Raw genomic sequence first — 24,056 nt, forward strand, 5'->3', positions numbered from 1 at the left:
AACTACGGGCGCGTGCCGATCGACCAGATGGCGTGGCTGACGAAGCCCTCCTGATTGGTGTCGGTGTCGATGATGCCGGTGGGCAGACGAATTTCGATCCCCAGCAGGGTCCGGTCGCTGTCGTCCGTGGTGGGCACCGTGACGCTGAGCCTGGTTCCGGGTTCGTTGAACTCGCTGTCCTCGACGACGTTCCCGCTGTCGTCGCCGTAGACCCGGGCCAGCACCCACGGCGCCGAGTAGACGGCCTCGGGGAGTGAGAGCTGCACCGTCGGGGCCTTGCCGACCTCGATTTCGGTCGTCTCGCCGACATTGGTGCACAGCGGGTCGGTGACGGCGCAGTACAGGTACGGCTCGACCTCGACGGCCCGGCCGTTGGCGTAAGCGGAGACGGTCGGTTCCTTCTCCGGTGCGTTCCCGATCAACAGTGCGAGGACCGCGACGAACGCAGCGGCGACGACGAACAGACCAGCGACGGTCAGGGCGGCGATCTTCTTGGTACGGGGAGCGAGATTCACTTGGTCACGTTTTCGCCGAAGGAACCGTCGGACACTTCTTGTTCGACGTGGTCGGGGCGGTTGCCGCCGAAGCCGGGCAGAAGCGATCTGCCGCGGTAGGTGAGGAATGTCTGCACGAGCCCGATCGTAAGCAACACCGAGACCACCGTGAAACCGAGCCAGTACTCGGTGGGGAGCAGGACGCCGAGCGTGCCGCCGAGGACCCAGCACAGCTGCATGACGGTCTCCGAGCGGCCGAATCCCGACGCGATCGATTCCGGCGGCAGGTCGGCCTGCAGCGATGCGTCGAGGGAGACCTTGGCGAGTGCGCTGGCGCTCGACGCGACGAGCGCGGCCACCGCCGCGGTCAGCAGGCTGTCGGTGATGGCAGCGACCACGGCCACCACGGTCACGGCGATGGTGCATCGCAGGACGACCAGGGACGGCCGACCGAGCTTGATCCTGGCACCGAGCGCGTTGCCCGAGAAGTTGCCGAGACCGGCGGCGGCCCCGACGAGTCCGAGCATCGCAGCCTGCTGAAGCGGCTCGTGTTCGGTACGGGACTTGGCGACGAACGCGATGTAGAGCGTGAGGAACCCGGTGAGAACCCGGATGGTGCCGTTGCCCCACAGACCGACGATGACCGCGCGGCCGAGGGGCTGTCTGCGGTTCTTGGTGCTGCTCGACGTCGGCGGGGCCGAGACCGTGCGGCGGAGGTTCTCGGTCGGGGCACCGCTTCCGGCGTAATCGCGTCCACCGTGCTGATCGGCGTGGTAGCTCAGGGTCGCGGGCACTTCGCCCTCGGTGATCTCGACCCAGGACGGGATGCGCATGCTCAGATAAGCGCCGAGCACGGTGATCGCGGCGACGAACCACAGGGCTCCCGGTGAACCTGCGACGAACGCGATGCCGCCGGCGAGCGCGCCGGCAGCGATGGTGCCACCGAGCAGACCGAACACCGTCAGACGGGAGTTGACGCGAACGAGGTCGATCTCCGGCGGCAGTACTCGCGGCGTCACCGCGCTCTTGAGCACCGCAAAGGACTTGCTCAGGACGAGCATGCCGAGCGCGGCCGGATACAACACCCAGCTGTCGAAGTTGAACACCAGCACCACCGCCAACACGGTGCGCAACCCGAACGAGGTGGCCAGCGCGATGCGACGGCCGTGCTGCAATCGGTCGAGCAGTGGCCCGATGAGCGGCGCGATCAGCGCGAACGGTGCGATGGTGATGACGAGATACAGCGCGACCTTGGTCTTGTCCTCACCGGTGGCAGCCGAGAAGAAGAGCGTGTTGGCCAATGCGATCGCCAGGGCGGCGTCCGAAGCGAAGTTCGCCATGGTGGCGTAGGTGAGTGCGGTCAGACCGGACTTGTCGGCACCGTCCGCCTTCGCGGCTCGCTGGAAGGACGCGATGCCCTTGCCGGTCAGCTCGCGGCCGCGCATGGCGGCGACGCGGGTGACGGTCAGCTTCTTGGGCATCGGCGGCGGCTTGCGTGCGCCGGCCCTGCCACGCGCGGCAGTGATCTGCTCGGTCCGCGGCGGGTGCAACGGCGGCAACGGCTGACGCCGACTCGGCACATGGGTGGACGTCAGGGGAACAGCGGGTGGGTAGTTCGCCAGACCGGGGTGCTCGGTGGGGTCAGGAGCGGAGCCTGCGGAGTGACCGGTGGGGTCGGGAGCGGAGCCTGCGGAGTGACCGGTGGGGTCGGGAGCGCCGTTGCGCTCGGGGTCGTCCGCACCCGGTGGGGTGTGGGGGAGACGTGGATCGGTCACGGGTCAATTCTGTCCTACCGGCGCGGTATCGGTGAATCGCACCTCGAAGATCTTGGGCCAGTATTTGCCGGTCACGAGGAACCGGTCGGTGCCGGGGATCTGTGCGATGCCGTTGAACACGTCGGCACCGCCTCGTTCGGTGGCCGACATCGAATTCCACAGTGGGGTGCCGTCGATCACGGCGGTCACCGCGCCGGTCGCGGGATCGATGCGCATGATGTCGAACGTCTGCCACACGTTGGCGTACACCGATCCGTCGTCGGCGCATTCGAGTTCGTTCAGTCGCTCGACCGGATTGCCGTCGAGCGTGACGTTCACGGTGGACTCGACGTCGAACGACGTGGGATCGCGGAAGGTGAGGGTGGACGAGCCGTCGCTCATCACGAGGCGGTCGTCCGGTGTCTGCGTGCACAGCCCCCAGCCCTCGCCGTCGTAGTTCACCCGGCGTCGCTCGGCCAGAGTGTTCGGGTCTCGGGCGATCGCGACGCCGTCCTGCCAGGTGATCTGCCACAGGGTGTCGCCGTCGACGGTGATGCCTTCGCCGAACAGGTCGGCCGGCAGATCCACGCGATCGAGTTCGGTCATGGTCTCGAGCGAGGTCCGCCTGACGAACGAAGAGCCTTCCAGTCCGGTGCCCTCGTAGAGGACGTCGCCGTCGATCTCGAAGCCCTGGGTGAATGCGTCGTCGCCGCGGTCGTATTCGCGCACGATCTCTGTCGTCAGGGCCGGAACCGAGTCGGAGGTCACCGGGGCCGGCTGCGTCGACGACGAGCAGGCGGACACAGCCAGCAGCGAGGCGACGATGGCGGCGTAGGTGCGAGCGCTGGCGGTCATTGCACCCATGATGGCAGCCCGAACTGGGCGTCACCGAGTCGATGCGGCAAACTGAATGTGTGAGTTTCGTATCTTCTCCAGAGCTCGATTCCATCCGCCCCGTCTTGGCCGATGCCGTGGACCTCGCGCGGCAGGCTCTGCTCGACCTGGGAGAGGGCGGTGTCGGGGAGTACCTCGGGGTCACCGCTGAGGACGCCAGTGCGGCCACTCACCGGTTCGCCAGCGATCTCGAGGGGTACCGAGGATGGCAGTGGGCCGTCGTGGTCGCCGCCCCGGAGGACGCGGACCACGCCACGATCAGTGAGCTGGTTCTGCTTCCTGGCCCCGATGCTCTCGTGGCTCCGTCCTGGGTGCCGTGGGACGAGCGCATCCGTCCCGGCGACCTGGGACCGGGCGATCTGCTCTCTCCGCGTCAGAACGATCCGCGGCTCGTGCCGGGGTACATGGCATCCGGTGACCCTGCGATCGACGAGGTGGCAGGCGAGATCGGTCTGGGCCGAACACAGGTCACCAGCCTCGAGGGACGCCTCGACGCTGCCCAGCGGTGGCACGACGGTGATTACGGTCCCGATACCGAGATGGCCAAGGCCGCGCCGTCGACCTGCGGGCTCTGCGGCTTCTATCTCCCCATCGCCGGCTCGCTGTCGGCCGCATTCGGGGTGTGCGGCAACGAATTCGCCGCCGACGGACGCGTGGTGCACGCCGAGTACGGCTGCGGTGCGCACTCCGACACCGAACTCCCCACCGGGGCCGGATCGCCACAATTCGAGCCGTACGACGACGCAGCACTCGACGTCATCGCAACGCCGGTTCCCCCGGTGAAGCCGGCCGACAGCGTCGAGACAGCCGACAGCGTCGAGACAACGGACAGCGTCGAGACCGCCGACAGCGTCGAGACAACGGACAGCGTCGAGACCGCCGACAGCGTTGAGACCGCCGACAGCGTCGAGACAGCGGACTCTGTCGAGACAATTGAATCGGCCGATACGGTCGAGACGACCGACACCGTCGAGACGACGAAAGTCACCGAGGCTGCCCCGGTAGAGTCCGCGGCTGCCGATCTCGTTGCGTCCGACGAGGCCGACACAGTGGCCGATGATGCCACGACCAACACCGATCGCGCTGCGCAGGAAGAGGATTCGGCATCTCCGAGCTGATCGATCCGTTCGATACCGGGTCGTTGCGGGAGTCTGTTCTCGCGGCGTGGGGCTCGTCGCCCACCCGGCTTCGGGAGGATTCGGCGTCCGAGTCCGATCTGGTGCGCGGGGGCTACCGCGACCGGCTGTTGACCGAGCTCGCGCAGAACGCAGCGGATGCTGCCCGACGCGCCGGTGTCCCGGGTCGCATGGCGGTCTGGACCGATCACGCCGGTGCCGTCCATGTGGCCAACACCGGTGCTGCGCTGGATGTTTCGGGTGTGCATGCGTTGACCGCCTTGAGGGCGTCGGGCAAGACTGCTGCGGATTCGGGCGTCGGACAGTTCGGGGTCGGGTTCACCGCCGTGCGGTCGGTGTCCGACGAGATCGAGGTGCGATCCCGCAACGGCGGCGTGATGTTCAGCGCGCATCGCACGCTCGAGGCGCTGCGTGAGCGAGACATGCGTACGCCCGACACCGGCGTGCCGGTGCTGCGGCTCGCGTGGCCGGTCGCCGTCCCGCCCACCGATGGGTTCGACACCGAGATCGTGCTGACGGTGCGAGCCGACGCGGCAGCGAATTCTGTCGCCGCGGGCTTCGCGGACGAGGCGGTCGACCTGCTGCTCGAACTGGAGGCGCTGAACTCCATCGAGATCGATGGTGTCGTGATCGACTGCGTCAGAACGACACTCGATGACAGCAGCGCCGAGATCACGATCGGATCGCGAACTTGGCGGCAGTTCGTCACCCCGGCGGCGCGCTGGCTCGCTCCGGTCGTCGACGGTGTGCCCGTTCCCTCGCCGCCCGACGTCTTGCGCGCGCCGACTCGCTCGGACGAGCTGATGTCGTTGCCCGCGTTGGTCATTGCCGATGTGCCGATGCAGCCCGATCGGCGGCGCGTGTTGCCGGGTGTCTCGTTCGACGCGGTAGCGCACGGGTACCCGGACTTCGTGGCCTCGCTGCCTCCCGGGTCGAGGGCGTCGTTCGTACCCGAAGTCGGATTCGCGCGCAGTGAGGTCGACGGCGCACTGCGTGAACTGATCTTCCGTCGATTGTCCAGTGCGCCATGGCTTCCCGGTGCCGACGGACGTGACCTCGGGCCCGAGCAGGCGAACGTCATCGCGGACGCCACCGAGGAACTCGTCTCGGCGCTGGTCGACGTCGTACCGAATCCGGTCGACGCGTCGCTGTCGGGTGCGCGGCATGCATCGGCGCTGTCGGCGGTGGGTGTGCGCCGGATCGGGTTGGCGAGGCTGGCGGAGATGGTCGGTGGGCTCGATCGCGAGCCGAGTTGGTGGCGGCGAGTGTACGACGCCTTGACCCCGCTCGTGGTCGATGGCGTGGCTGCGGAAGAGCTTGCCGCGCTGCCTGTTCCGCTCGCAGACGGTCGTACGGTGACCGGCCCGCGCACGACGGTGATCGGCTCCGATGCCTCTGCCGCGGTCACCTGGGTCCGGCTGGTGCATCCGGACGCGGTGAGTTCGCTGCTCACACGCTTGGGTGCTCGGGAGGCGACTGCGACCGAACTGCTCAGCGACCCGGCACTCGAGGCGGCTCTGGACGATCTCGACTGGGACGAGAGCGAGGAGGTCGACCGGCTGGTCGATGCCGTGCTCGCGCTGGCGGGAGAGGCGGGTGAGCTACCGAGTTGGCTGGGCGGCCTGCCCCTCGCGGACGACGAGGGCGAATTGCGCAGCGCCGACGAATTGTTGCTTCCCGGAGCGCCGTTGGCGGATCTGCTGGTTCAGGACTCGCCGTTCGGTGTTCTCGCGTCCGCGGTGGTGGACAGGTTCGGTGAGCGTGCGCTGCGTGCAGTGGGAGTCGGGTGGGGATTCTCGGTGGTGCGTGACGAGCTGCCGACCGGGCCTGATCACGATCTCGACGACGAGGCGGCGTGGTGGTCGAGTCTGTCCGATGAGCCGGAGACACTTCTCGCGGTCCGGGATCTCGACCTCGTTCGATCTGACGCATGGACCGAGGCCCTGACGGTGCTACTCGACGATCCCGTTACCTGTGCGGCACTGGTCGATCGTGAGGGCTACACCGCGTGGTGGCTCAGGCGTCATGCACGACTGCACGATTCGCGTCCGATCGAGTTCCGAGCGCCTTCGGACGAGACGTTCGCCGGGTTGCTCGATCCGCTGGATCATCCGCGTGCCGACGAACTGCGGGCGGTGCTCAGTGCGTCGAACTGCGAGAACGCCGATACTGCCCGCGTGTTGCTGGCGGCGCTGTCGGATTCGCAGCGCACCCCGACTCCCGCGGTGATCGCGCGAACCCACACGCTCATCGCCACCGCTGTTGCAGAGCAACGCATCGAGGTCTCGGACATCGATCCACCGGATCGCGTCCGCACGCTCGGCGGCACAGTCGTGGACGCGTCGGATGCGCTGGTGATCGACGCTCCGTGGCTGGCGAGCGTGGTGCCGCCGGAGGTCGCCGTGCTCTCGGACATGGCAACCGCTGCCGCACTGGCCGATGTTCTGGACGTCGGGCAGGCGTCGGAGGCGATCGGCGGAGAAGTGATCGGCGTAGGACGCGTCAGCTCGTGGGATCGTGAACCGGGAGCCGTGTTGGCCTGTGCCGTAATGGGATTGCCGCTGCCGTCAGGAGGGGTGGTGGTCCATCACGAGCTGGTGGTTCGGCTGTCCGGTGACGTGAGCGGAGATCGAGAAGTGCCGTGGTGGGTGACCGCCGACGGAACGGTCCACTGCACGCAGAGTTGGGAGCGACCTCGTGGGGCTTGACGGTGTGATCCTGGACTGGATGGTCGAGCATCGAGTCGGTTGGGTCACGACGATGTTCTGGATCATCACCACGGTGGGCAACACGGTGTCGATGTTTCTGTTGTCCACGGTGATCGTGGGTGCGTTGCTTCGCGTCGGACGCAGATCGGATGCCGTTGTCGTCGCGGGCTCGATGCTGACCGGGTGGGGTCTGATGAATGCGCTCAAATTCGCGTTCGCGCGGGAGCGTCCACCGATTCCGGAGCGGCTGGTGGACATTGCGAGCCATTCGTTTCCGTCGGGCCACGCGATGGTGTCGATGGTGCTTGCCACGGTGGCGATCGCGGTGATGTTGCGATCGCCTGCTCCGTGGCTGCATCGGCCGGCCCTGCTCGTACTACCTGTGGTCGCGTCCCTGCTGATCGGATTCTCTCGGATCTACCTGGGTGCGCACTGGACCACGGACGTCCTGGCCGGCTGGGTGTTCGGTGCCCTGTGGGGGCTGGGGTCGATCTATGCCGTCAGGCTGATCAGCGCGAGAAATCGGAGCGCTGGGCGATGACGAGCAGCTCGTCGCGCATGGCCGGGCTGGAGACAGCGTTGGCGCGTGCGTAGAGGGCGCGGAGCGAGCGGACGTGGTTGCGGCGGTTGCGGTACTGAGAGACGAGCTTCATGGCCTGGCTTTCGTGGATCTAGTGGTTATCTGAACTGACATAACCCATGGTCCACGTTAACTTTGTGTTACTCAACCGGCTGACGGGTTAGTTTGCCCACGTCAGGGGCGGTGCGGTGACCGGGCTAACGTGATCCTGATCTCAATCGAGGCCTCGTTGGGCGGTTTTGCTTCCGCGACGTGACGCCGCTCTCTGCGCGAGGAAGATTCCGAACCCTACTGCACCCACGGCGATACCGGACCAACACGTCGCCAGTGCGTCGTCGGTGCGCTCTCCGGTGGCGGTGAACACCACCAGCGCGACGATCCAGCCGAGTATGCCGATCGTCAACACCGGCACCGGATCGGTGAGGCTGCGCGGAATCTGGGGGAGGTGGGCCACGAAATCACGCTACGCCACTGCGTTGGTCTCGGTTGCGTCGCTGCAGTTACCCAACTGCTTCGGTGTGCTTTATCGTTCGCTCATGCAATTGTCGTCGCGGCTACTCGACAACTACTTCAAGATCACCGAACGCGGCTCGACGGTCGGATCCGAGGTTCGAGGTGGCGTGGTCACGTTCGTGGCCATGGCGTACATCGTCGTCCTCAATCCGCTGATCCTGGGCAGCTTCTCCGCCGACGACGCAGCGGCCAAGACGGACGTACTCGGCAACATTCTGCCGGTCGCCCAGGTCGCCGCCGTCACGGCGCTCGTGGCCGGATTCATGAGCATCGCCTTCGGCATCATCGCCAATTACCCCTTCGGCATCGCAGCGGGCCTCGGCATCAACACCCTGCTCGCGGTGACAATCGCGCCGCAGGTGACGTGGCCCGAGGCGATGGGGCTCGTCGTCATCGACGGCATCATCATCGTGCTGCTGGCCGTCACCGGGTTCCGCACCGCGGTATTCAACGCGATCCCGCCGGAGCTGAAGGCGGCGATCGCCGCCGGTATCGGCGCGTTCATCGCGTTCATCGGATTGGTCGACTCGGGCTTCGTGCGTCGCATCCCCGACGCCGCAGGCACGACGGTTCCCGTCGGGCTCGGTATCGACGGGTCCATCGCGTCGTGGCCGACGGTGATCTTCGTGTTCGGGCTGCTGCTGATGGGTGTGCTCGTGGTGCGCAAGGTACGCGGCGGACTGCTGATCGGCATCGTCGTCACGACGATCTTCGCGGCGATCGTCGAGGCCGTCACCGATGTGGGGCCCTCCAACGGCGTCGACCCCAAGGGGTGGAATCTGTCGGTGCCGCAGTTGCCGAGCCAGTTGGTGCAGTCTCCCGATCTGTCGCTGGTCGGCAACGTCGATCTCTTCGGAGCGTTCACGCGCATCGGCGTGCTCGCCGCGAGCCTGCTGGTCTTCACGCTGGTGCTCGCGAATTTCTTCGATGCGATGGGCACGATGACCGGCTTGGGCAAGGAAGCGAAGCTGGACAAGGACGGGACCCTGCCGAACATCGGAAAGGCACTGGTCGTCGAGGGAGCAGGAGCGATCGTGGGAGGCGGTGCTTCGGCGTCGTCGAACACGGTGTTCGTGGAATCGGCGTCCGGAATCGCCGAGGGGGCGCGTACCGGACTGGCCAACGTCGTCACCGGACTGCTCTTCCTGCTGGCCATGTTCTTCACCCCGCTCACGGCCGTGGTTCCGATCGAGGCGGCTGCGCCTGCGCTGGTCGTGGTGGGTGCCCTGATGATCGGGCAGGTCCTCGACATCGACTTCCGCCGGTTCGACTACGCACTGCCCGCCTTCCTGACCATCGTGGTGATGCCCTTCACGTACTCCATCGCCAACGGGATCGGCGTCGGTTTCATCACCTGGGTCGTACTTGCGGTCGGTTCCGGTCGCGCGAAGTCGGTTCATCCCCTGTTGTGGATCGTCGCGTTGCTGTTCGTCGCATATTTCGCCGTCGGACCCATCACCGAGGCGGTTACATGACGCATGGTCGGTACCAGGGCGTATTCTCTGCGCTGTGACGTCGGGAAATGGTGTGAAGGACAATCGGAAATTGGCAAGCGACCTGTCGCTTGCGGTGGTGAGGCTGACTCGCCACCTTCGGGGTAGGCGAGTGGACTCGCAAGTCTCGCTCACTCAGCTGTCGGCTCTGGCCACGCTGAGTCGGGAGGGCGATATGACGCCGGGTGCACTGGCCGCGCGGGAGAAGGTCCAGCCGCCGTCGATGACACGGGTGATCGCATCGTTGGCCGAACTGGGCCTGGTGGCGCGCACCCCCCATCCCACCGACGGGCGGCAGGTGATCGTCTCGCTCTCACCGGCCGGTCGAGAACTGATCGCCGACGAGGCCAGTGCCCGCGAAGCATGGATGACGGCGCAGCTCGCAGGCCTCGGTCCCGAGCAACTCGACACACTCCGTGACGCGGTAGCGATCATCGGGGCCCTCGTCAGCGACTCCGAGTAGTTACCTAGGTTTATTATTTGAACGGTGGCCCCTGCTTCCCGTACCCCCGGCTCGACGATGTTCGCTGCTCTGAAGACCCACAACTACCGATTGTGGGCGTCGGGGCAGATCGTCTCGTTGGTCGGCACGTGGATGCAGAGGGTCGCCCAGGACTGGCTCGTTCTGACGCTGTCCGGCGGAAACGGCTTCGCTGTCGGCATCGTCATGGCCCTGCAGTTCGGACCGACACTGTTCCTCTCGGTCTGGGGTGGGGTCCTGGCAGACCGCTACGACAAGCGCAAGCTGCTGATGATCACCCAGGTCTTCGCCGCGGTCTGCGGTCTGGTTCTCGGCGTCCTCGACGTCGGGGGGATGGTCGAACTCTGGCACGTCTACGTCATCGCATTCGTCCTCGGCTGCTCGTCGGCGATCGACGCTCCGGTACGGCAATCGTTCACCATCGAGATGGTCGGCAAAGAGACCCTCGCCAATGCGATCGCGTTGAACTCGATGACCTTCAACATGGCGCGCATCGTCGGCCCTGCCGTGTCCGGAGTACTGATCACCCTCGTCGGCACCGGCTGGGTGTTTCTCATCAACGCCGTGTCGTTCGCGGCGGTCTTCGGTGCCCTCGTGGCGATGAACGTCGGTCAGCTCTTCCGCGTCGAACCCGCCCCACGCGCCAAAGGGCAGGTGCGAGAGGGCTTTCGATACGTCTGGGGGCGCGGTGACCTACGAGTACTGCTGGCCACGGTCTTCATGGTCTCGACGTTCGGCCTCAACTTTCCGCTGAGTCTGTCGGTGTTGGCGCGCAACACGTTCGGTAGCGGGGCGGACGCCTACGGTCTGCTCTCGACAACCCTGGCAGTGGGCACATTGGCCGGCGCGACCCTGGCGGCCCGGCGGGCGAGCGCGCCGCGCCTGCGGCTGTTCATCGGTGCCGTCATCGCATTCGGAGCCTTCGAGCTGATCGTCGGATTGATGCCCAACTACCTGCTCGTCGCACTTCTGCTGATACCCACCGGTGCCCTGACGTTGACGTTCACGACGTCGGCGATGAACATTCTGCAGATGTCGGTGCCGTCCGACATGCGCGGACGCGTGATGGGCATCTACATGCTGTGCTTCCTGGGCGGAACTCCGCTCGGCAGCCCGGTGCTCGGCTGGCTCGCCGACGTCCTCGATCCACGCGCACCACTGGTATTCGGCGGCGTCATCTCACTGGCGACGGGGCTGTTCGCGGCCGTGTATCTACTGCGGCACAACAATTTGCGGATCACCGTGGTGCCGCCCGCAGACGGGCACCGGCTGCCCACCCTCGACACCGTGGCCGCCACCGCGAAGGTGTGAGGCGTTCAGATCCAGCCGTGGCGTCGGGCGAGAGCGCAGGCCTCGTGCCGGTTCGCTGCACCCAGTTTCGCAGCCGCCGCAGACAGGTAGTTGCGAGTGGTGCCGGGCGAAAGATGGGCGCGGCGTGCGATCTCCGCGATCGACGCGCCGTCGGCGGCGAACTCGAGCACATCGGCCTCGCGCGGTGTCAGCGGCGAGTCTCCGGCCCCGATGGCTTCCGCGGCCAGCGTCGGGTCGACGTAGCGCCCGCCGCCGTGCACGGTGCGCACCACCTCGGCCAGAGTGGCGGCCGAGGTGGTCTTGGGGAGGAAACCGCGCACGCCTGCTTCGAGCGCCTTCTTGAGGTAGCCCGGCCGGCCGTGGCTGGTGACGATGATCGACGCGCAGGCGGGCAACGTCTCGGCGATCTTCTGGGCCGTCTCGATGCCGTCGATTCCGCCCATCTGCAGGTCCAGCACGGCCACATCGGGGGAGAGCGAGGCTGCGGCGGTCAGCGCCTTCTCCCCGGAGTCGGCCTGCCCGACGATCTCGATGTCGTCCTCGAGATCGAGCATGGTTGCCAGCGCAGCACGGATGAGATTCTCGTCGTCGGCCAAGAGAACTCGGATCATGGTGTGGTCCTTGCGTTCTGGGGCGAGGTCGGCAACGCCGCAGTGAGGGTGAATTCGTCGGTGGTCTGCTCGGTGTGCAGGGTACCGTCGACGGCAACCAGCCGTTCTCGCAGTCCGCTCAGGCCCGTGCCGTCGTCGCGGCCGGTCGATGGCTGCGGATGATCGTTGATCAGTCGAATACTGTTGTCGGTCAGCTCGATCCGGCAATAGGTGGCCTCGGAGTGACGCAGAATGTTCGTCACACCCTCACGGACCACCCACGCGGCGGCCTCGGCTGCGCGCTCGTCGAGCATCGAGGTTTCACCGACGAGCTCGGTGGCGATGCCCGCGGCGGACAGCAGGGATCGAGCGCCGTCGAGTTCCGAGGCCACATCGATCGATCGATAGCCGCGGACCAGCTTTCGGGCGTCGGCCATGGATTCCTGGGCCAGAATGCGAACCTCGTCCATCTGGGCCGCAGCTCGATCGTCACCTCGACGCGCCAGTGCCGCGGCGAGTTCGCTCTTGACCGCGATGGCCGAGAGTGCGCGGCCGACGACGTCGTGCAGATCTCGCGAGAATCGCAGACGCTCCTCGGCAACGGAGAGCGCGGCAGCAGCGTCGCGGGTGGCATCGAGTTCGGTGACGATACGCAGCAGCCACGCTGACAGTTGGACGGTGAAGGCCATGAAGGCGATGAGGAGACCGAGCACCAGTGTTTCCACTGCCGGCGTGCCGAGAGCTGCTGCAAGTCCAGCAGCGGCCACGGCCGCCGCCAGGCACCACCGCAACGGGATCAGCGTTGCGACCGCACTGGTGACGAGCACGACGGCCCACAATGCATTGTTCGTGGCCCCGCCGGCAACCAGCACCACAGCGGCGACTGCCATGATCGCCAGGGGAATTCGTGGGCTCGCCGTCGACTGGCCGCCGAGCGCGGGGGTGCGCTGAACGACCACGAAGGTCGCTGCGGCACAGACTGCCACGGCCGCCATCGACAGGTAGTCCTCGAACTGCAGTGACGTCAGCATCGCAGCGGCGGCAACACCGACGGTGATCAGCAGAAACGACTGGCGGGTGTAGACGCGCACCTTGTCCACTGCACTGCTGTCGTTCCAGCCGTGCAGTGGATTGAGGTACTGGTGCAACTTCATGATCTCCAGCCTTGCAGACGGTGCGGCGAAAGGGGCGATCTAGGACCGCGGTTCCCAACGGAAGTGCGTGCGGGCGATCAGCAGGCTGCCGACGATCCAGGCGAGCATCACCAGCAGCGGCATTCCGGCTTCGGTGAAGGTGGCAGCGAAGCCGATGGGCGCGTCGCCAGGCGTGGTGGTGCCGAACCAGCCGAGGTTCAGCAGGTCCGAGACCGCAGCCATCGGGGTCAGCTCGATGACCCGGCTGAACGAATCCGGGAGTACACCGCGAAGCAGTGACGAGCCGACCATGGCGATCAAAATGACCGGAAGACTGGTGATCTGCGCCGCTTCCGCATTGCGGGTGAAGGCAGACGTGATCAGTGCCAGTGCGGCGAACAGAGCCGCGCCGCCGAGCAGGGCCACCGCGACGAGCAGTGCGTTCGTAGGAACCGGGCCACCGAAGGCCAGAACCACGGCTCCGACGATCAGGCCCAGTGCCACGGTGAGGATGAACGAGGGTACGGCCGGCCCCAGCAGAATCTGTAGGTCCGAGCTCTCTCCGGTCCGAAGTCGCTTGAGTACCAACTCGTCTCGACGCGTGGCGTAGATCGAGAGCATGTTGTAGTAGACCATGAACACCAACAGGAACAGTACGAACATCTCGAGCGCCGCTCCGACGCCCACGTCGGTCAATCCGTCGTCGCCCCGACTGCCGATGATCAGCAACGCGATCGGCAGCACGAGGGGTATGACGGTTGCGTTGAACAGCAGTACTCGGTTGCGTCCGAGCAGCGTGAACTCTGCTCGTGACAGGGCGGTCATCGTGCTCATGCGCTCATCACCTCGTTGTTCTGGATAGCGGAATTGTCGAATTCGTCTGCAATGGAGAGGAATACGGTCTCGAGCGATGCCGCTCGGGCGTCGAGACCGTGGAGGGTCACTCCGTTGTCTCGCGCCCACAGCAGCAGATCGGTCAAGGTCTCCTGTACCGAGGACGTCTGGATCGAGATGGTGTCTCCCGAGACGTCGATCGACGTACCGGGCAAAGTCGGCAGTGCCGTACCGGGGGCCTGCAGTTCGATCTTCGCCGGATGGTCGGCGACCACCTCGTCGACCGTTCCGCTACGAACGACGCTGCCGCGGTGCATGATCGCCAGCCGATCGCACAGTGACTCGGCCTCGTCCAGGTAGTGCGTCGTCAACATGATCGTCACGCCGGAATTCTTCAGCTCCTGGATCAGACGCCACGTGTTGCGGCGAGATTCGGGATCGAGTCCGGTGGTCGGTTCGTCGAGGAACAGCACCCTCGGGCGGCTGATGATGGCGCACGCCAGATCCAACCTGCGCTGCTCGCCGCCCGAGAGAAACTTCACCCGCGTGTCGGCCAGGTCGACGCGCCCCAGCACCTCCGCCGTCGGCAGTGGATTGCTGCACGTGCCCGCCCACATCCGCAGGCTTTCCGCGGTGGTCAGATCCTGGGGCAGGCCGCCCTTCTGCAGCATGATGCCGAGAGACGGTCGAACCTTGCGGCGATCGGACACCGGATCCATTCCCATGATCCGCACCGTGCCCTCGCTCGGCCGTGAAAGTCCCTGAATCACTTCGAGAGTGGAGGTCTTGCCGGCACCGTTGGTGCCCAGCAAGCCGAACAGCTCACCCTCCGCGATCTCGAGATCGAGCGTCTTCACGGCCTCGAAAGCGGTTTTGCCCGAACCGTAGCGGCGAGTCATGCCGCTGACTTCGATGATGGTCATGATTGCTTCTCCCAGTTGCGGAGTCCGATGACGAACCGCACGCCCATGAAGGCGACGATGACGCCGAGTGCGACGAATGCCGGAAGGGACGTGCCGACGATCGCGAACAACACGGCGACGATCGCGAGACTGATGACGATGACGACGATCTCACGCGCCATCGTCGGAGCCGGCCCGAGCTCCATGAGATCGGTGAACAGGTTTCCCTCGTCTGGTTGCTTCATGACTACGAGTCTGCTGCGCCCGAACCACCGAAAACAGTGCGGCGCATCATGACCTGAAGTGACACCGTCACGGTCCGGCCATGACAAAAGTCATGAGCGCGCTCGTGGCGACGGCGGTTCTGTCGCTCGAACGGCGAGCGGTAGGGCCGCGGGCCGGGTACCTTCGCCTCGTGAATCGCACCGAGTCGGCGAGCCCCGGCCGTCGTCCGCAGATCCGCGTCATTCTGGCCGGTTCGGTGCCGAACCTGGTGCAGTGGTTCAACCTGTACCTCTACGCGACGTTCGCACCGTACTTTCGGACCGAGTTCTTCGATCCGGCCTCGACGAATTCGCTCGTGTACGTCTACGGACTGTTCGCACTGACCTTCGTCGTACGGCCACTCGGCTCGTGGCTGTTCGGCAGGCTCGCGGACGTGCGGGGCCGGCAGTTCGCGCTCGTCGCGGCGGTCACGCTGATGTCGGCCGGATCTGTTGCCCTTGCGGTCACTCCGACGGTCCACGACATCGGTGTCTGGGCGGCGGTGATCCTCGCGGTCGTGAGCATCGTGCAGGGCATCGCAACCGGTGGCGAGTACGCGGCGGCGACGGTGTTGCTCTCCGAATCGGGCACGCGCGGACACCGGGGATTGTTCGCCTCGTTCCAGGCCGCGACCATCGTCGGCGGTCTCGTGCTCGCGCAGGCCTGTCTGCTCGTGCTCCTCGCGGGTACGGATCGCGCGGCAATTTCCGAGTGGGGCTTTCGTCTCGCGTTCGCCGCGGGCGGCGCGGCGGGCATGGCGTCGTTGTGGTGGGCGCGTGGACTCGATCGCGTGCCCCGTGCACCGGGAGCGCCGCGGGCGGACCGAGACGCCACGATGGGGGCGCTCTTTCGCGATCACCGGCGTCCGCTCGTCTGGGTGTTCTTGCTGACCGCGGGAGGGAGTGCGGCGTTCTACACCTACACGGTCACCGTTCCCTCGATCGTTCGCGAGACGTTCTTCGCCGCGGACGGTGCCAGGGGCGAGCTCACCGCGACCGGCCTCGTGCTCGCGGCCTTCGTGGTGTTGATGGTGCTGCAGCCGGTCGGCGGCGCACTGAGCGACCGCATCGGGAGAAAGCCTCTTCTCGTCACGTTCGGGGCACTGGGCATACCGGCCACCGGCGCACTGGTGCTGGCCACCGACCGGCTGACGTCTCCGCCTGCGGTGTTCGTCATGCTGGTGAGCGCATTCGCCGTTCTCACCTGTTATCTGTCGGTGAACGGCATCGCCAAGGCCGAAGTGTTCCCCGCTCACATTCGTGCCCTCGGCGTCGGCTTCGGCTACGCCGTGGCGAACTCCCTGTTCGGGGGTACGGCACCGTTGATCTACCACGCCACCAGCGGCCGTGGCAGCACCGACTTCGTCGTCTACACGACGGTGCTGCTCTCGGTGACGCTCTGCGCAGCCCTGTGGATGCGGGGTGGCTCGGCCACCGCGCTCGATGCGTCGACCGGTCCTAGAAACCCCAGCCCATGACGGCCGGGCGCGCAGTTCCGAACGTCAGGTCGAGTGCGTGCAGCGACGCGTCGTTGCGGGCGGTGAGGCGGTTGGCCGCGGCGAACAAGCGGGCCCGATGGGTGCCGAAGTACATGCTGGCGAGCACGTCGATGTCGAGTTCGATGTCCGGTTCGGACTCCACCCGGGTGCAGGTGGCGCGGCCGTCGGTCACGGTCAGCGAGTAGGTGCCGCCCGCATCGAGGAAGGGATCTCGCACAGCGATGATCAGCGAGGTGTCGAGCGCGTAGGTGCGTGCCTCCAAAGCTGCCTCGACGTGCATGATGCGGCCCCACAGAGCGTCGTGGTGAGCCGTGACCTTCGGTAGCCGATTGTTGGTCAGCAGGAACGGCAGCGCTTCGTCCCGTGCCTGCCGTACCTCGATGGTGTCGACCAGGTCCACGCCGACGAGGATCTGCCACAGCGCGGCGTACGCGTCGTCGGTCACCGCGATGAATTCCTCCACCACCACTCGGCTCGGGTTGCGGCCGCGTCGGTAGGCGACGTATCCGTCGGGATGAACGACGAAGAACAGAGCCGTCAGTCCGCCGCGCCGGTTCTCGCGGTCGGCGAAGAACCGCTCCCAGCGGATCGGCGGCTTGGGCTGCGCGCCTGCGGTCTGCTGCTGCCAGCGGTGGTAGATGTCGGGGAGCAGTTCGGTGGCCTCGGCCGATTCGATCAGCCGGACGCCGGTGGCCGGGGGAGCGTCCTTGCGGAACTGCGCGAATCGACGATCGATCGAGACGCTGATCTCCTCGGTCACCGGCCCGTAGCCGAAGCGTCCGTAGATCGTCGCCTCGCTGGCCGTGAGCAGCGAGAGCGGTGCGCCCGCATCGTTCAGGGCGCGGTGCTGCTGGGTGAACATCGATCGCAGGATGCCGCGTCGACGATGCGTCGGCGCGACCGAGACCCAGGAGACTCCGGACGCCTCGACCTGCGCACCACCGGGAACGGTGACCGACATCGGGAAGTGCATGGCCACACCCACCGGGGTCTCGCCGTCCCAGGCCAGGTACACGTGCTCGGACTGGGTCAGGATCTGCGTCTCGGCCAGGTCCTCGGCGTTCTGGTGCTCGCCGAACGCGTGGGCGTCGAGCAGCGCGACGGCATCCCAGTCGTCGTCGGTGGCGGTGCGGATGGTGATCGATTCGTCGGTAGTCATCGGACTTTACTTTTCCATACAGGAGTGGAGCCCGCGGAACGACCCGAAAAATCTGCCATACGGAAGCAGGCCTTCGCCGAGGGAGTCTCGAAATCGGCCGGGTGACAAGATGAGCACGTGGTGCATGTACTCGACATCGACGACCCCTCGGACCCGCGACTGGACGATTTTCGCGATCTCAACTCGTCGGATCGGCGACCCGACCTGCCCGAGGGCAAGGGCCTGGTGATCGCCGAGGGTGTGTTGGTGGCGCAGCGGCTGCTGACCTCGCGGTTTCCGATGATCAGCCTGCTGGGCGTGGATCGACGGCTCGACGCCTTGCGCGACGATCTCGTCGATTCGGACGTTCCGTTCTACCGGACGTCCGCGGAGGTGATGGCCGAGGTCGTCGGCTTCCACCTCAATCGTGGTGTGTTGGCCGCGGCGAACAGGCCGCCGGCCCTCGATCTCGACGAGGTGTTGGACGGTGCCAGGACGGTGGCGATTCTCGAGGGCGTCAACGATCACGAGAATCTCGGGTCGATGTTCCGCAACGCGGCGGGCCTCGGGGTCGATGCCGTTCTGTTCGGGGCCGCGTGTGCTGATCCGCTCTATCGTCGTTCGGTGCGAGTGTCGATGGGACATGTGCTGCGGGTGCCGTTCGCCAAGGTGCCCGAGTGGCCCCGTGGCCTCGATCGTGTTCGCGCGCACGGGTTTCAGCTGATCTCGTTGACGCCCAACCCGGCGGCGGTGTCGTTGGCTACGGCGATGACGGGGGAGAAGGTTGCCCTGCTGCTGGGTGCCGAGGGGCCGGGTCTGACCGAACATGCCATGCGAGCAACGGACATTCGCGCGCGGATTCCGATGGCCCCTGGTACCGATTCGCTGAACGTGGCGACGGCCGCGGCGATGGGGTTCTACGAACGTGTGCGCCTGACGTGAACGACCACGACCCGAGCGTCCGCTGGACCGGAGTCCCGATCGCCGTCATCTCGGCGGCGCTGGTGGGTGTGGCACTGACGACGTTCGGTCTGGAGCTGGCCAGAATTCATCCACTGCTCGCACTCGGTCTGAACATCATCGTCGTCGCGGGTGCAGCTCCGACGGTCATGCGGTGGCTCGCGATACCGGTGTGGCGCTGGGCGGTGTACGGAGCCGGTATCGGTTCCATCCTCAGCTTCGTGGCACTGGCGGCGCTGGCGTTCTGACGTTCGCCGGCACCCAGGACGGCTCTGCCGCGTCTACTTGCGCGAGAACCAACGCTTCTTCGGACGCGGTGCCTGTTCGTCGGGGGCGTCGGGCATCGGTTCCTGTGCGCCACGGCCGTTCGCACTCCGGTTCGGTGGCGGCGGCTCCTGTCCGGGAACGTACATCGTGAAGCCGCAGACCGGCAGGGTGTCGGGATCGAATTCGTCCGCGTGCGGCGCGCCGGTGTAGCGGAATCCGAGCCACTCGGCGTTGGCCGCCTCGGCGAATTCCTGTGGGTGGAACGGCAGCGATTGTGGATCCGGCATCACTCCGGGCGGATAGATCAGCGGATGCTCACCGGCCCAGAACGATCGCTCCCACACCAGTGGCAGGCCGGCGTCCTCGTAGATGTACACCGGGGTGGCGCTGAACGATCGGCGGAATTCACCGCGCTCCCAGTACGCGAACGCACCCCAGGCGTGCTGGGGATCCGAGGCGACGAGGTAGGTGTGTTCGGACGCCAGAGGGCGGGTGAAGGATTCGGGAAGCGTCGACGGTGTCGGCACCGACAGGTTCGATCCGCAGACCACGGTGACGCCGGGGTAGCAACCGATGAAGACGTGATCGTCGTCGACGCCTGCCGATGTCGATATCGGACCCTGTCCGAGGGGCACTGCCGTCAGGTGGGGGTACAGACGTCCGACGAGTGCGCTCGCAGCATTCCAGTCCGAGGTGGTGGCTTCTCGGAGTACCGAAATGGGATCCGGTGCGTCCACGTACCAGATCGTTGATGCTTTGGCCCCCACTACCGGCACCTCTCTCTCCGTAAGCTCCGTCGAAAGCCTACGGTGTGAGCGTCGGCAATCTGTCACCGAGCGGCAAATCGGCCGTCGAAGAGATCAGTTGTGGCCGCTGCTGCGAACGCCGAGCAGCACGTCCTCCCACGACGGCATGGCCGGCTTGCCGCGCTTGTCCTTGCCGCCGGTGTGACCGGCGGCAGGCTTGGGTGCGGGCCTCGGCTCTCTGGCCACCGGTTCGCGTGGCTGCTCGGGCTCGGGAGTCGGCGCATCGTCCACCTCGACCTCGATGGTCTCGGCGTCGAGTTCGCTGTCGGCGGTGGTGCCGTAGTACTCGTCGAAGCTCTGCTGCGAGGCCTGGTCGTCATCCTCGGCGGACGTCAGTGCGCGCACCGGTGCGAGGCCGCGCAGTTGGCGTCCGAAGTCGGGATCGATCAGTTCGTGGGCGGTGTCGTCGAGCGGCGCGATGGTGCCGCCGTGGCCGTCGGGCAGGAACTGCCAGTGCGCCTTGTTGGTGGTGCGGCCCGCCTGCCACTTCAACTGTGCGACCCACTTGTTGTCCTCGTCGCGCCAGGCGTCCCACTCCGCGTCGTCGAGGTTGTGCCCGCGAGCACGGAAGGCGAGGGTGACGATCTCGAGCAGGGTCTGCACGGCCGGGCCGTCGTGGCGCAGCGGATGACCGGCCTGGGCCATCGACGCGGCCTGCGAACGTTCGAGCAGCACCGGGTGAGCGAACACCTCGACGCGACTGATGGCCATTCCGGAGTCGGCGGCAACCTGTTCGATGGTCGCTCCGCTGCGGATGCGGGCCTGAATTTCTTTCGGCCGAAGCAAGCTGTCCATTTCGATCTCAATCTGTCCTAGTCGAGCGATGTCACCGCGTGAGGCCGCGCGGAGCTTGTCGTCGGCTGGAAGCCGGAATCTGTCGCCGGTCTTGGGATCTGCGCACACGACGAACTTTCCGTCGGCCTCGAGACCCACCACACGTAAGTCTCGCACCTTGACCTCCTCATCGCGCCGGCTCGCGATACCGTCGAGTTCGAGCCTAGTTCACCTGCCGTATTCGGCGGGTGTTCGACACGCATCGCTTCTGCCGACGATCGTTTCCCTGTCAGAGGGTAGACAGCTGCGGGCTCGGCTGCACCCATTCGGTCGATCTTGCGTCGATTGCTTTGTGCGACAACGCCGATGCGTCCCTGCGCAGGTAGAGGGCACCCAGGCCGAAACCGATGGTCAGGGCAATCGCGTGCCCGACGGCGGTGAAGGACGGATCGGACACTCCACTGATCGTGACGACGCCGATCCACAGTGCGGCCCAGCCGACACGCCACGGCATCGGCAGGTACCGGATCATCGACCCTGCGACCGCTGCTGCCGCGTAGCTGACACCGACGTCGACGGCCATCGCCAGCGAGTCCGCGAGCCAGTCGTTGTGAATACCGATGAGCAGGCCGACTGCCACCAGAGCAGTGGCACCGACATGTCCGGCGCCGAAGGTGAGAAGGAAGCGTCGCCAGCCGGCGACCCATTCGGCGACGACGAACAGCACGGCGACCGCGGCCAACCACAGCCAGTTCACCCGACCCTCGGTGAGGAAGACGCTCGTGACGACAGTGGCGAGGTGACCGTCGGTCAGATTGTGCAGGTTGGTACTCGCCGCATGCAGCACGTGCCAGCGATCGTGCGGCCCGATCTGGCCGAGCGCTACCGTGCCTGCCACCGCGAGGGTGCAGTAGACCAGTGTCACGCGGATCCGCAGCGCGACGGTCAGGAGCCTGAACATACGAGCGCTCCCTCCGAGGTCGTTACGCTTGCTTACTTGATAGCAAGTGTAGGCCTCGAAGGGAGCGCCGGAGCTGTGAGCTTGCTGGGAATGGTCGTTCCGCAGGCTCCACTCCTGCCCTGCCAACTAGCTCAGTGTGGACACGACCCAGTCGATGCTCTTGGTCAGTGCGGTGATGTCGTCCGGCTCGATGGCCGGGAACATACCGACACGCAACTGGTTGCGGCCGAGCTTGCGGTACGGCTCGGTGTCGACGACGCCGTTGGCGCGCAGGATCTTCGCAACCTGGGCTGCGTCGACCTTCTCGTCGAAGTCGATGGTGCCGACGACCTGGCTGCGGTGATCCGGGTTCGTGACGAACGGCGTTGCGAATTCGCTGTTCTCGGCCCAGTCGTACAGGCGTGAGGACGAATCGGCGGTGCGCTTGGTGGCCCAGTCGAGGCCGCCCTGCGAATTGAGCCATTCGATCTGATCGGCGAAGAGCAACAGTGTCGCCACGGCCGGGGTGTTGTACGTCTGGTTCTTGCTGCTGTTGTCGACGGCGATCGGCAGTGACAGGAAGTCCGGGACCCACCGATCCGTGGCGGCGATCTCGCTGACGCGCTCGAGCGCGGCGGGGCTCATCAGCGCGACCCACAGGCCACCGTCGGCGGCGAAGCACTTCTGCGGAGCGAAGTAGTAGACGTCCGAGTCGGCGACGTTGACCGGGAGACCGCCTGCGCCGGAGGTGGCGTCGATCGCGATGAGGGCGTTCTCGGAGCCGGCCGGACGGCTGACCGGAATGGCCACGCCCGTCGAGGTCTCGTTGTGCGCCCAGCCGATCAGGTCGACGGACGGGTCGGAGGTGGGCTCGGGCGCGCTGCCCGGCTCTGCCTTGACGACGATCGGATCACCGATGAACGGGTTGTTCTTGGCCACCGAGGCGAACTTCGAGCTGAACTCGCCGTTGGTCAGGTGCAGCGACTTCTCGCGAATCAGGCCGAATGCAGCTGCGTCCCAGAATGCGGTGGTGCCGCCGTTGCCGAGGACGACCTCGTAACCCTCGGGGAGGGAGAACAGATCCTTCAAACCACTGCGCACACGTCCGACGACGTCCTTGACGGGCTTCTGGCGATGGCTGGTGCCGAACACGGAAGCGCCGACATCGACCAGGGATTGCAGCTGCTCGGGGCGAACCTTGGACGGGCCACAGCCGAAGCGTCCGTCGGCGGGCAGGAGATCGGCGGGAATGATCGGCAATTCGGCCATGGAGTAGCGCGTCCTAGCGTCGATGGAATATGGCCCTTACAGGGTAGTCGGGTGCCATACCAGCTTCGACTACCGGATCAGGTCCCAGCCTTCGACGGACTCGGGAGACCGCGGTTCGGGGCCGGTGTAGAGGGCAGCGGGTCGGACGAGCTTGCCCAGGCGCTTCTGCTCCAGGATGTGCGCGCACCAGCCCGCGGTACGTCCACAGGTGAACATGGCGGGCATCATGTGCGCCGGTACCTCGGCGAAGTCGAGGATCACCGCGGCCCAGAATTCGACGTTGGTTTCGATGGCTCGATCGGGGCGGCGTTCGCGCAGTTCGGTCAGCGCCGCCTGCTCGAGTGCTGCGGCGACCTCGTAGCGCGGTGCGTTCAGTCTCTTCGCCGTGGCGCGCAGAACACGGGCGCGCGGGTCCTCGGCGCGGTAGACGCGGTGCCCGAAGCCCATGAGCTTCTCTTTGCGGTCCAGGATTCCGGTGATCAGAGCCCGTGCGTCGCCGGTCTTCTCGACCTCTTCGATCATCGGCAGGACGCGGGCGGGTGCACCGCCGTGCAGCGGTCCGGACATCGCACCGATGGCACCGGAGAGGCAGGCGGCGACGTCTGCGCCGGTGGAGGCGATGACGCGTGCGGTGAACGTCGAGGCGTTCATGCCGTGCTCTGCAGCCGAGACCCAGTATGCGTCGATGGCGGCGACGTGAGCGGGATCCGGTTCGCCCTTCCACCGGACCATGAATCGCTCGGTGACGGTTGCGGCCTGATCGATGCGGGTCTGCGGAACTGCGGGCTGGTAGATACCGCGAGCGGACTGGGCGACGTAGGACAGGGCCATCACCGACGCGCGGGCGAGGTTGTCGCGAGCGGTGGAGTCGTCGATGTCGAGTATCGGCTGGTATCCCCAGATCGGAGCGAGCATCGCCAGACCCGCTTGGACGTCGACACGGACGTCGCCGGTGTGGATCGGCAGTGGGAAGGGTTCGGCCGGCGGGAGTCCTCGTCCGAACTCGCCGTCGACGAGCAGTGCCCAGACGTCGCCGAAAGTGACGTTCTGCGCGACGAGTTCCTCGATGTCGACGCCGCGGTAGCGCAATGCGCCGCCGTCCTTGTCGGGCTCGGCGATGTCGGAGGTGAACGCGACGACACCTTCGAGACCGGGGACGAAATCCTCGGGAACTCGTTGAACAGCCATGGCCTGTGGACTCCCTCGTCGCAACTGCACCCGGCTCTGCGCCGCATCCGGGCGTACTTCGTCAGAACCATAGCCGGGATCGACGCGGGAGTAGCGTCTGGGCTTGTGTCTGCAGATGAACAGCGCCTG

Annotated in this window: 25 protein-coding genes; 9 read left to right on the forward strand and 16 right to left on the reverse strand. The window is 66.3% G+C overall.

The window, feature by feature from the left end; all coding sequences use genetic code 11:
- Nucleotides 1-2: 2 nt before the first annotated feature.
- The 3 genes from CH249_RS14895 to CH249_RS14905 are packed head-to-tail and all read right to left on the reverse strand — an operon-like array spanning nucleotide 3 to nucleotide 3,103.
- Nucleotides 3-515, reverse strand: coding sequence for a DUF2771 domain-containing protein (locus tag CH249_RS14895; RefSeq protein ID WP_032395853.1), 513 nt, complete (start codon nucleotides 513-515; stop codon nucleotides 3-5).
- The gene (locus CH249_RS14900; RefSeq protein WP_179273260.1) at nucleotides 512-2,269 is read right to left on the reverse strand and encodes an MFS transporter; all 1,758 of its coding nucleotides are present in this window, start codon (nucleotides 2,267-2,269) and stop codon (nucleotides 512-514) included. The genes CH249_RS14895 and CH249_RS14900 overlap by 4 nt, the downstream gene beginning before the upstream one ends.
- 3 nt (nucleotides 2,270-2,272) lie before the next feature.
- A complete protein-coding gene (locus CH249_RS14905; protein WP_373453546.1) occupies nucleotides 2,273-3,103 on the reverse strand; it encodes a glutaminyl-peptide cyclotransferase in 831 nt (276 codons plus the stop codon).
- A 41-nt stretch (nucleotides 3,104-3,144) separates the two neighbouring features.
- Between CH249_RS14905 and CH249_RS14910 the strand changes: the two genes are divergently transcribed.
- From CH249_RS14910 to CH249_RS14920, 3 genes are read left to right on the forward strand one after another with little or no spacing between them, the layout of a single operon-like run.
- On the forward strand, nucleotides 3,145-4,260 hold the full coding sequence (locus CH249_RS14910; protein WP_094683164.1) for a DUF3027 domain-containing protein: 1,116 nt from the start codon (nucleotides 3,145-3,147) through the stop codon (nucleotides 4,258-4,260).
- A 23-nt stretch (nucleotides 4,261-4,283) separates the two neighbouring features.
- Nucleotides 4,284-6,986 (forward strand): sacsin N-terminal ATP-binding-like domain-containing protein, encoded by a 2,703-nt coding sequence (locus tag CH249_RS14915; protein WP_256988327.1) that lies wholly within the window; start codon nucleotides 4,284-4,286, stop codon nucleotides 6,984-6,986.
- Nucleotides 6,976-7,527 (forward strand): phosphatase PAP2 family protein, encoded by a 552-nt coding sequence (locus CH249_RS14920; RefSeq protein WP_176459147.1) that lies wholly within the window; start codon nucleotides 6,976-6,978, stop codon nucleotides 7,525-7,527. The genes CH249_RS14915 and CH249_RS14920 overlap by 11 nt, the downstream gene beginning before the upstream one ends.
- On the opposite strand, the gene CH249_RS27975 is transcribed toward CH249_RS14920, so the two are convergent.
- A complete protein-coding gene (locus tag CH249_RS27975; RefSeq protein ID WP_155289340.1) occupies nucleotides 7,496-7,639 on the reverse strand; it encodes a hypothetical protein in 144 nt (47 codons plus the stop codon). The two genes, CH249_RS14920 and CH249_RS27975, sit on opposite strands and share 32 nt — an antisense overlap.
- A 141-nt stretch (nucleotides 7,640-7,780) precedes the next feature.
- On the reverse strand, nucleotides 7,781-8,020 hold the full coding sequence (locus CH249_RS14925; protein WP_094631145.1) for a DUF2530 domain-containing protein: 240 nt from the start codon (nucleotides 8,018-8,020) through the stop codon (nucleotides 7,781-7,783).
- Between the two features lie 82 nt (nucleotides 8,021-8,102).
- On the opposite strand from CH249_RS14925, the gene CH249_RS14930 reads away from it, so the two are divergent.
- Genes CH249_RS14930 through CH249_RS14940 form a run of 3 tightly spaced genes read left to right on the forward strand, consistent with a single transcriptional unit; the run spans nucleotide 8,103 to nucleotide 11,364 of the window.
- The gene (locus tag CH249_RS14930) at nucleotides 8,103-9,554 is read left to right on the forward strand and encodes an NCS2 family permease (protein WP_032395850.1); all 1,452 of its coding nucleotides are present in this window, start codon (nucleotides 8,103-8,105) and stop codon (nucleotides 9,552-9,554) included.
- A gap of 52 nt (nucleotides 9,555-9,606) precedes the next feature.
- The gene (locus tag CH249_RS14935) at nucleotides 9,607-10,035 is read left to right on the forward strand and encodes a MarR family winged helix-turn-helix transcriptional regulator (protein ID WP_032396280.1); all 429 of its coding nucleotides are present in this window, start codon (nucleotides 9,607-9,609) and stop codon (nucleotides 10,033-10,035) included.
- Nucleotides 10,036-10,092: 57 nt separating this feature from the next.
- Nucleotides 10,093-11,364 (forward strand): MFS transporter, encoded by a 1,272-nt coding sequence (locus tag CH249_RS14940; protein ID WP_094631146.1) that lies wholly within the window; start codon nucleotides 10,093-10,095, stop codon nucleotides 11,362-11,364.
- Nucleotides 11,365-11,369: 5 nt separating this feature from the next.
- Here the strand turns inward: CH249_RS14940 and CH249_RS14945 are convergent, their stop codons facing one another.
- The 5 genes from CH249_RS14945 to CH249_RS14965 are packed head-to-tail and all read right to left on the reverse strand — an operon-like array spanning nucleotide 11,370 to nucleotide 15,068.
- Nucleotides 11,370-11,975, reverse strand: coding sequence for a response regulator transcription factor (locus CH249_RS14945; RefSeq protein WP_032395848.1), 606 nt, complete (start codon nucleotides 11,973-11,975; stop codon nucleotides 11,370-11,372).
- The gene (locus tag CH249_RS14950) at nucleotides 11,972-13,108 is read right to left on the reverse strand and encodes a sensor histidine kinase (protein WP_094631147.1); all 1,137 of its coding nucleotides are present in this window, start codon (nucleotides 13,106-13,108) and stop codon (nucleotides 11,972-11,974) included. Before CH249_RS14950 ends, CH249_RS14945 begins: the two co-directional genes overlap by 4 nt.
- A 39-nt stretch (nucleotides 13,109-13,147) precedes the next feature.
- A complete protein-coding gene (locus CH249_RS14955) occupies nucleotides 13,148-13,921 on the reverse strand; it encodes an ABC transporter permease (RefSeq protein ID WP_094631148.1) in 774 nt (257 codons plus the stop codon).
- Nucleotides 13,918-14,844 (reverse strand): ABC transporter ATP-binding protein, encoded by a 927-nt coding sequence (locus CH249_RS14960; protein WP_094683166.1) that lies wholly within the window; start codon nucleotides 14,842-14,844, stop codon nucleotides 13,918-13,920. The genes CH249_RS14955 and CH249_RS14960 overlap by 4 nt, the downstream gene beginning before the upstream one ends.
- Nucleotides 14,841-15,068, reverse strand: coding sequence for a hypothetical protein (locus CH249_RS14965; RefSeq protein ID WP_082073783.1), 228 nt, complete (start codon nucleotides 15,066-15,068; stop codon nucleotides 14,841-14,843). Before CH249_RS14965 ends, CH249_RS14960 begins: the two co-directional genes overlap by 4 nt.
- A 170-nt stretch (nucleotides 15,069-15,238) precedes the next feature.
- Here CH249_RS14965 and CH249_RS14970 point away from each other — a divergent pair, with 170 nt between their 5' ends.
- Nucleotides 15,239-16,564, forward strand: coding sequence for an MFS transporter (locus CH249_RS14970; RefSeq protein WP_179273261.1), 1,326 nt, complete (start codon nucleotides 15,239-15,241; stop codon nucleotides 16,562-16,564).
- Here CH249_RS14970 and CH249_RS14975 read toward each other — a convergent pair.
- Nucleotides 16,545-17,744, reverse strand: coding sequence for a GNAT family N-acetyltransferase (locus CH249_RS14975; RefSeq protein WP_094683168.1), 1,200 nt, complete (start codon nucleotides 17,742-17,744; stop codon nucleotides 16,545-16,547). The genes CH249_RS14970 and CH249_RS14975 overlap by 20 nt on opposite strands.
- A gap of 117 nt (nucleotides 17,745-17,861) precedes the next feature.
- Between CH249_RS14975 and CH249_RS14980 the strand changes: the two genes are divergently transcribed.
- Both CH249_RS14980 and CH249_RS14985 read left to right on the forward strand, forming a co-directional pair.
- Nucleotides 17,862-18,665 (forward strand): RNA methyltransferase, encoded by an 804-nt coding sequence (locus CH249_RS14980; protein ID WP_032395843.1) that lies wholly within the window; start codon nucleotides 17,862-17,864, stop codon nucleotides 18,663-18,665.
- Nucleotides 18,662-18,931: a DUF2537 domain-containing protein gene (locus CH249_RS14985; RefSeq protein WP_032395842.1), complete on the forward strand. Its 270-nt coding sequence runs from the start codon at nucleotides 18,662-18,664 to the stop codon at nucleotides 18,929-18,931. Before CH249_RS14980 ends, CH249_RS14985 begins: the two co-directional genes overlap by 4 nt.
- A gap of 33 nt (nucleotides 18,932-18,964) precedes the next feature.
- Here the strand turns inward: CH249_RS14985 and CH249_RS14990 are convergent, their stop codons facing one another.
- The 5 genes from CH249_RS14990 to CH249_RS15010 form a co-directional block, all read right to left on the reverse strand.
- Nucleotides 18,965-19,717: a hypothetical protein gene (locus CH249_RS14990; RefSeq protein ID WP_045196604.1), complete on the reverse strand. Its 753-nt coding sequence runs from the start codon at nucleotides 19,715-19,717 to the stop codon at nucleotides 18,965-18,967.
- A 93-nt stretch (nucleotides 19,718-19,810) separates the two neighbouring features.
- The gene (sepH, locus tag CH249_RS14995) at nucleotides 19,811-20,707 is read right to left on the reverse strand and encodes a septation protein SepH (RefSeq protein ID WP_032395841.1); all 897 of its coding nucleotides are present in this window, start codon (nucleotides 20,705-20,707) and stop codon (nucleotides 19,811-19,813) included.
- Nucleotides 20,708-20,819: 112 nt separating this feature from the next.
- The gene (locus tag CH249_RS15000; protein WP_094683169.1) at nucleotides 20,820-21,491 is read right to left on the reverse strand and encodes a rhomboid-like protein; all 672 of its coding nucleotides are present in this window, start codon (nucleotides 21,489-21,491) and stop codon (nucleotides 20,820-20,822) included.
- Nucleotides 21,492-21,617: 126 nt separating this feature from the next.
- Nucleotides 21,618-22,739: a phosphoserine transaminase gene (gene serC, locus CH249_RS15005; protein WP_032395839.1), complete on the reverse strand. Its 1,122-nt coding sequence runs from the start codon at nucleotides 22,737-22,739 to the stop codon at nucleotides 21,618-21,620.
- 69 nt (nucleotides 22,740-22,808) lie between these two features.
- Entirely contained in the window at nucleotides 22,809-23,927 is a 1,119-nt protein-coding gene (locus tag CH249_RS15010; protein ID WP_032395838.1) for a citrate synthase 2, read from the reverse strand.
- Between the last annotated feature and the right edge of the window lie 129 nt (nucleotides 23,928-24,056).

The sequence above is a fragment of the Rhodococcus sp. 05-2255-3B1 genome (genome assembly GCF_002258545.1).
GTDB lineage: Bacteria > Actinomycetota > Actinomycetes > Mycobacteriales > Mycobacteriaceae > Rhodococcoides.

What these genes read in the sequence shown, in the direction of transcription:
- CH249_RS14975 (WP_094683168.1), bottom strand. Translation starts at nt 17,744, where the DNA reads ATGACTACCGACGAATCGATCACCATCCGCACCGCCACCGACGACGAC.
- CH249_RS14965 (WP_082073783.1), bottom strand. Translation starts at nt 15,068, where the DNA reads ATGAAGCAACCAGACGAGGGAAACCTGTTCACCGATCTCATGGAGCTC.
- CH249_RS14905 (WP_373453546.1), bottom strand. Translation starts at nt 3,103, where the DNA reads ATGACCGCCAGCGCTCGCACCTACGCCGCCATCGTCGCCTCGCTGCTG.
- CH249_RS14910 (WP_094683164.1), top strand. Translation starts at nt 3,145, where the DNA reads ATGCGGCAAACTGAATGTGTGAGTTTCGTATCTTCTCCAGAGCTCGAT.
- CH249_RS14960 (WP_094683166.1), bottom strand. Translation starts at nt 14,844, where the DNA reads ATGACCATCATCGAAGTCAGCGGCATGACTCGCCGCTACGGTTCGGGC.
- CH249_RS27975 (WP_155289340.1), bottom strand. Translation starts at nt 7,639, where the DNA reads ATGAAGCTCGTCTCTCAGTACCGCAACCGCCGCAACCACGTCCGCTCG.
- serC (WP_032395839.1), bottom strand. Translation starts at nt 22,739, where the DNA reads ATGGCCGAATTGCCGATCATTCCCGCCGATCTCCTGCCCGCCGACGGA.
- CH249_RS14955 (WP_094631148.1), bottom strand. Translation starts at nt 13,921, where the DNA reads ATGAGCACGATGACCGCCCTGTCACGAGCAGAGTTCACGCTGCTCGGA.
- CH249_RS14950 (WP_094631147.1), bottom strand. Translation starts at nt 13,108, where the DNA reads ATGAAGTTGCACCAGTACCTCAATCCACTGCACGGCTGGAACGACAGC.
- CH249_RS14940 (WP_094631146.1), top strand. Translation starts at nt 10,093, where the DNA reads ATGTTCGCTGCTCTGAAGACCCACAACTACCGATTGTGGGCGTCGGGG.
- CH249_RS15010 (WP_032395838.1), bottom strand. Translation starts at nt 23,927, where the DNA reads ATGGCTGTTCAACGAGTTCCCGAGGATTTCGTCCCCGGTCTCGAAGGT.
- CH249_RS14930 (WP_032395850.1), top strand. Translation starts at nt 8,103, where the DNA reads ATGCAATTGTCGTCGCGGCTACTCGACAACTACTTCAAGATCACCGAA.
- CH249_RS15000 (WP_094683169.1), bottom strand. Translation starts at nt 21,491, where the DNA reads ATGTTCAGGCTCCTGACCGTCGCGCTGCGGATCCGCGTGACACTGGTC.
- CH249_RS14945 (WP_032395848.1), bottom strand. Translation starts at nt 11,975, where the DNA reads ATGATCCGAGTTCTCTTGGCCGACGACGAGAATCTCATCCGTGCTGCG.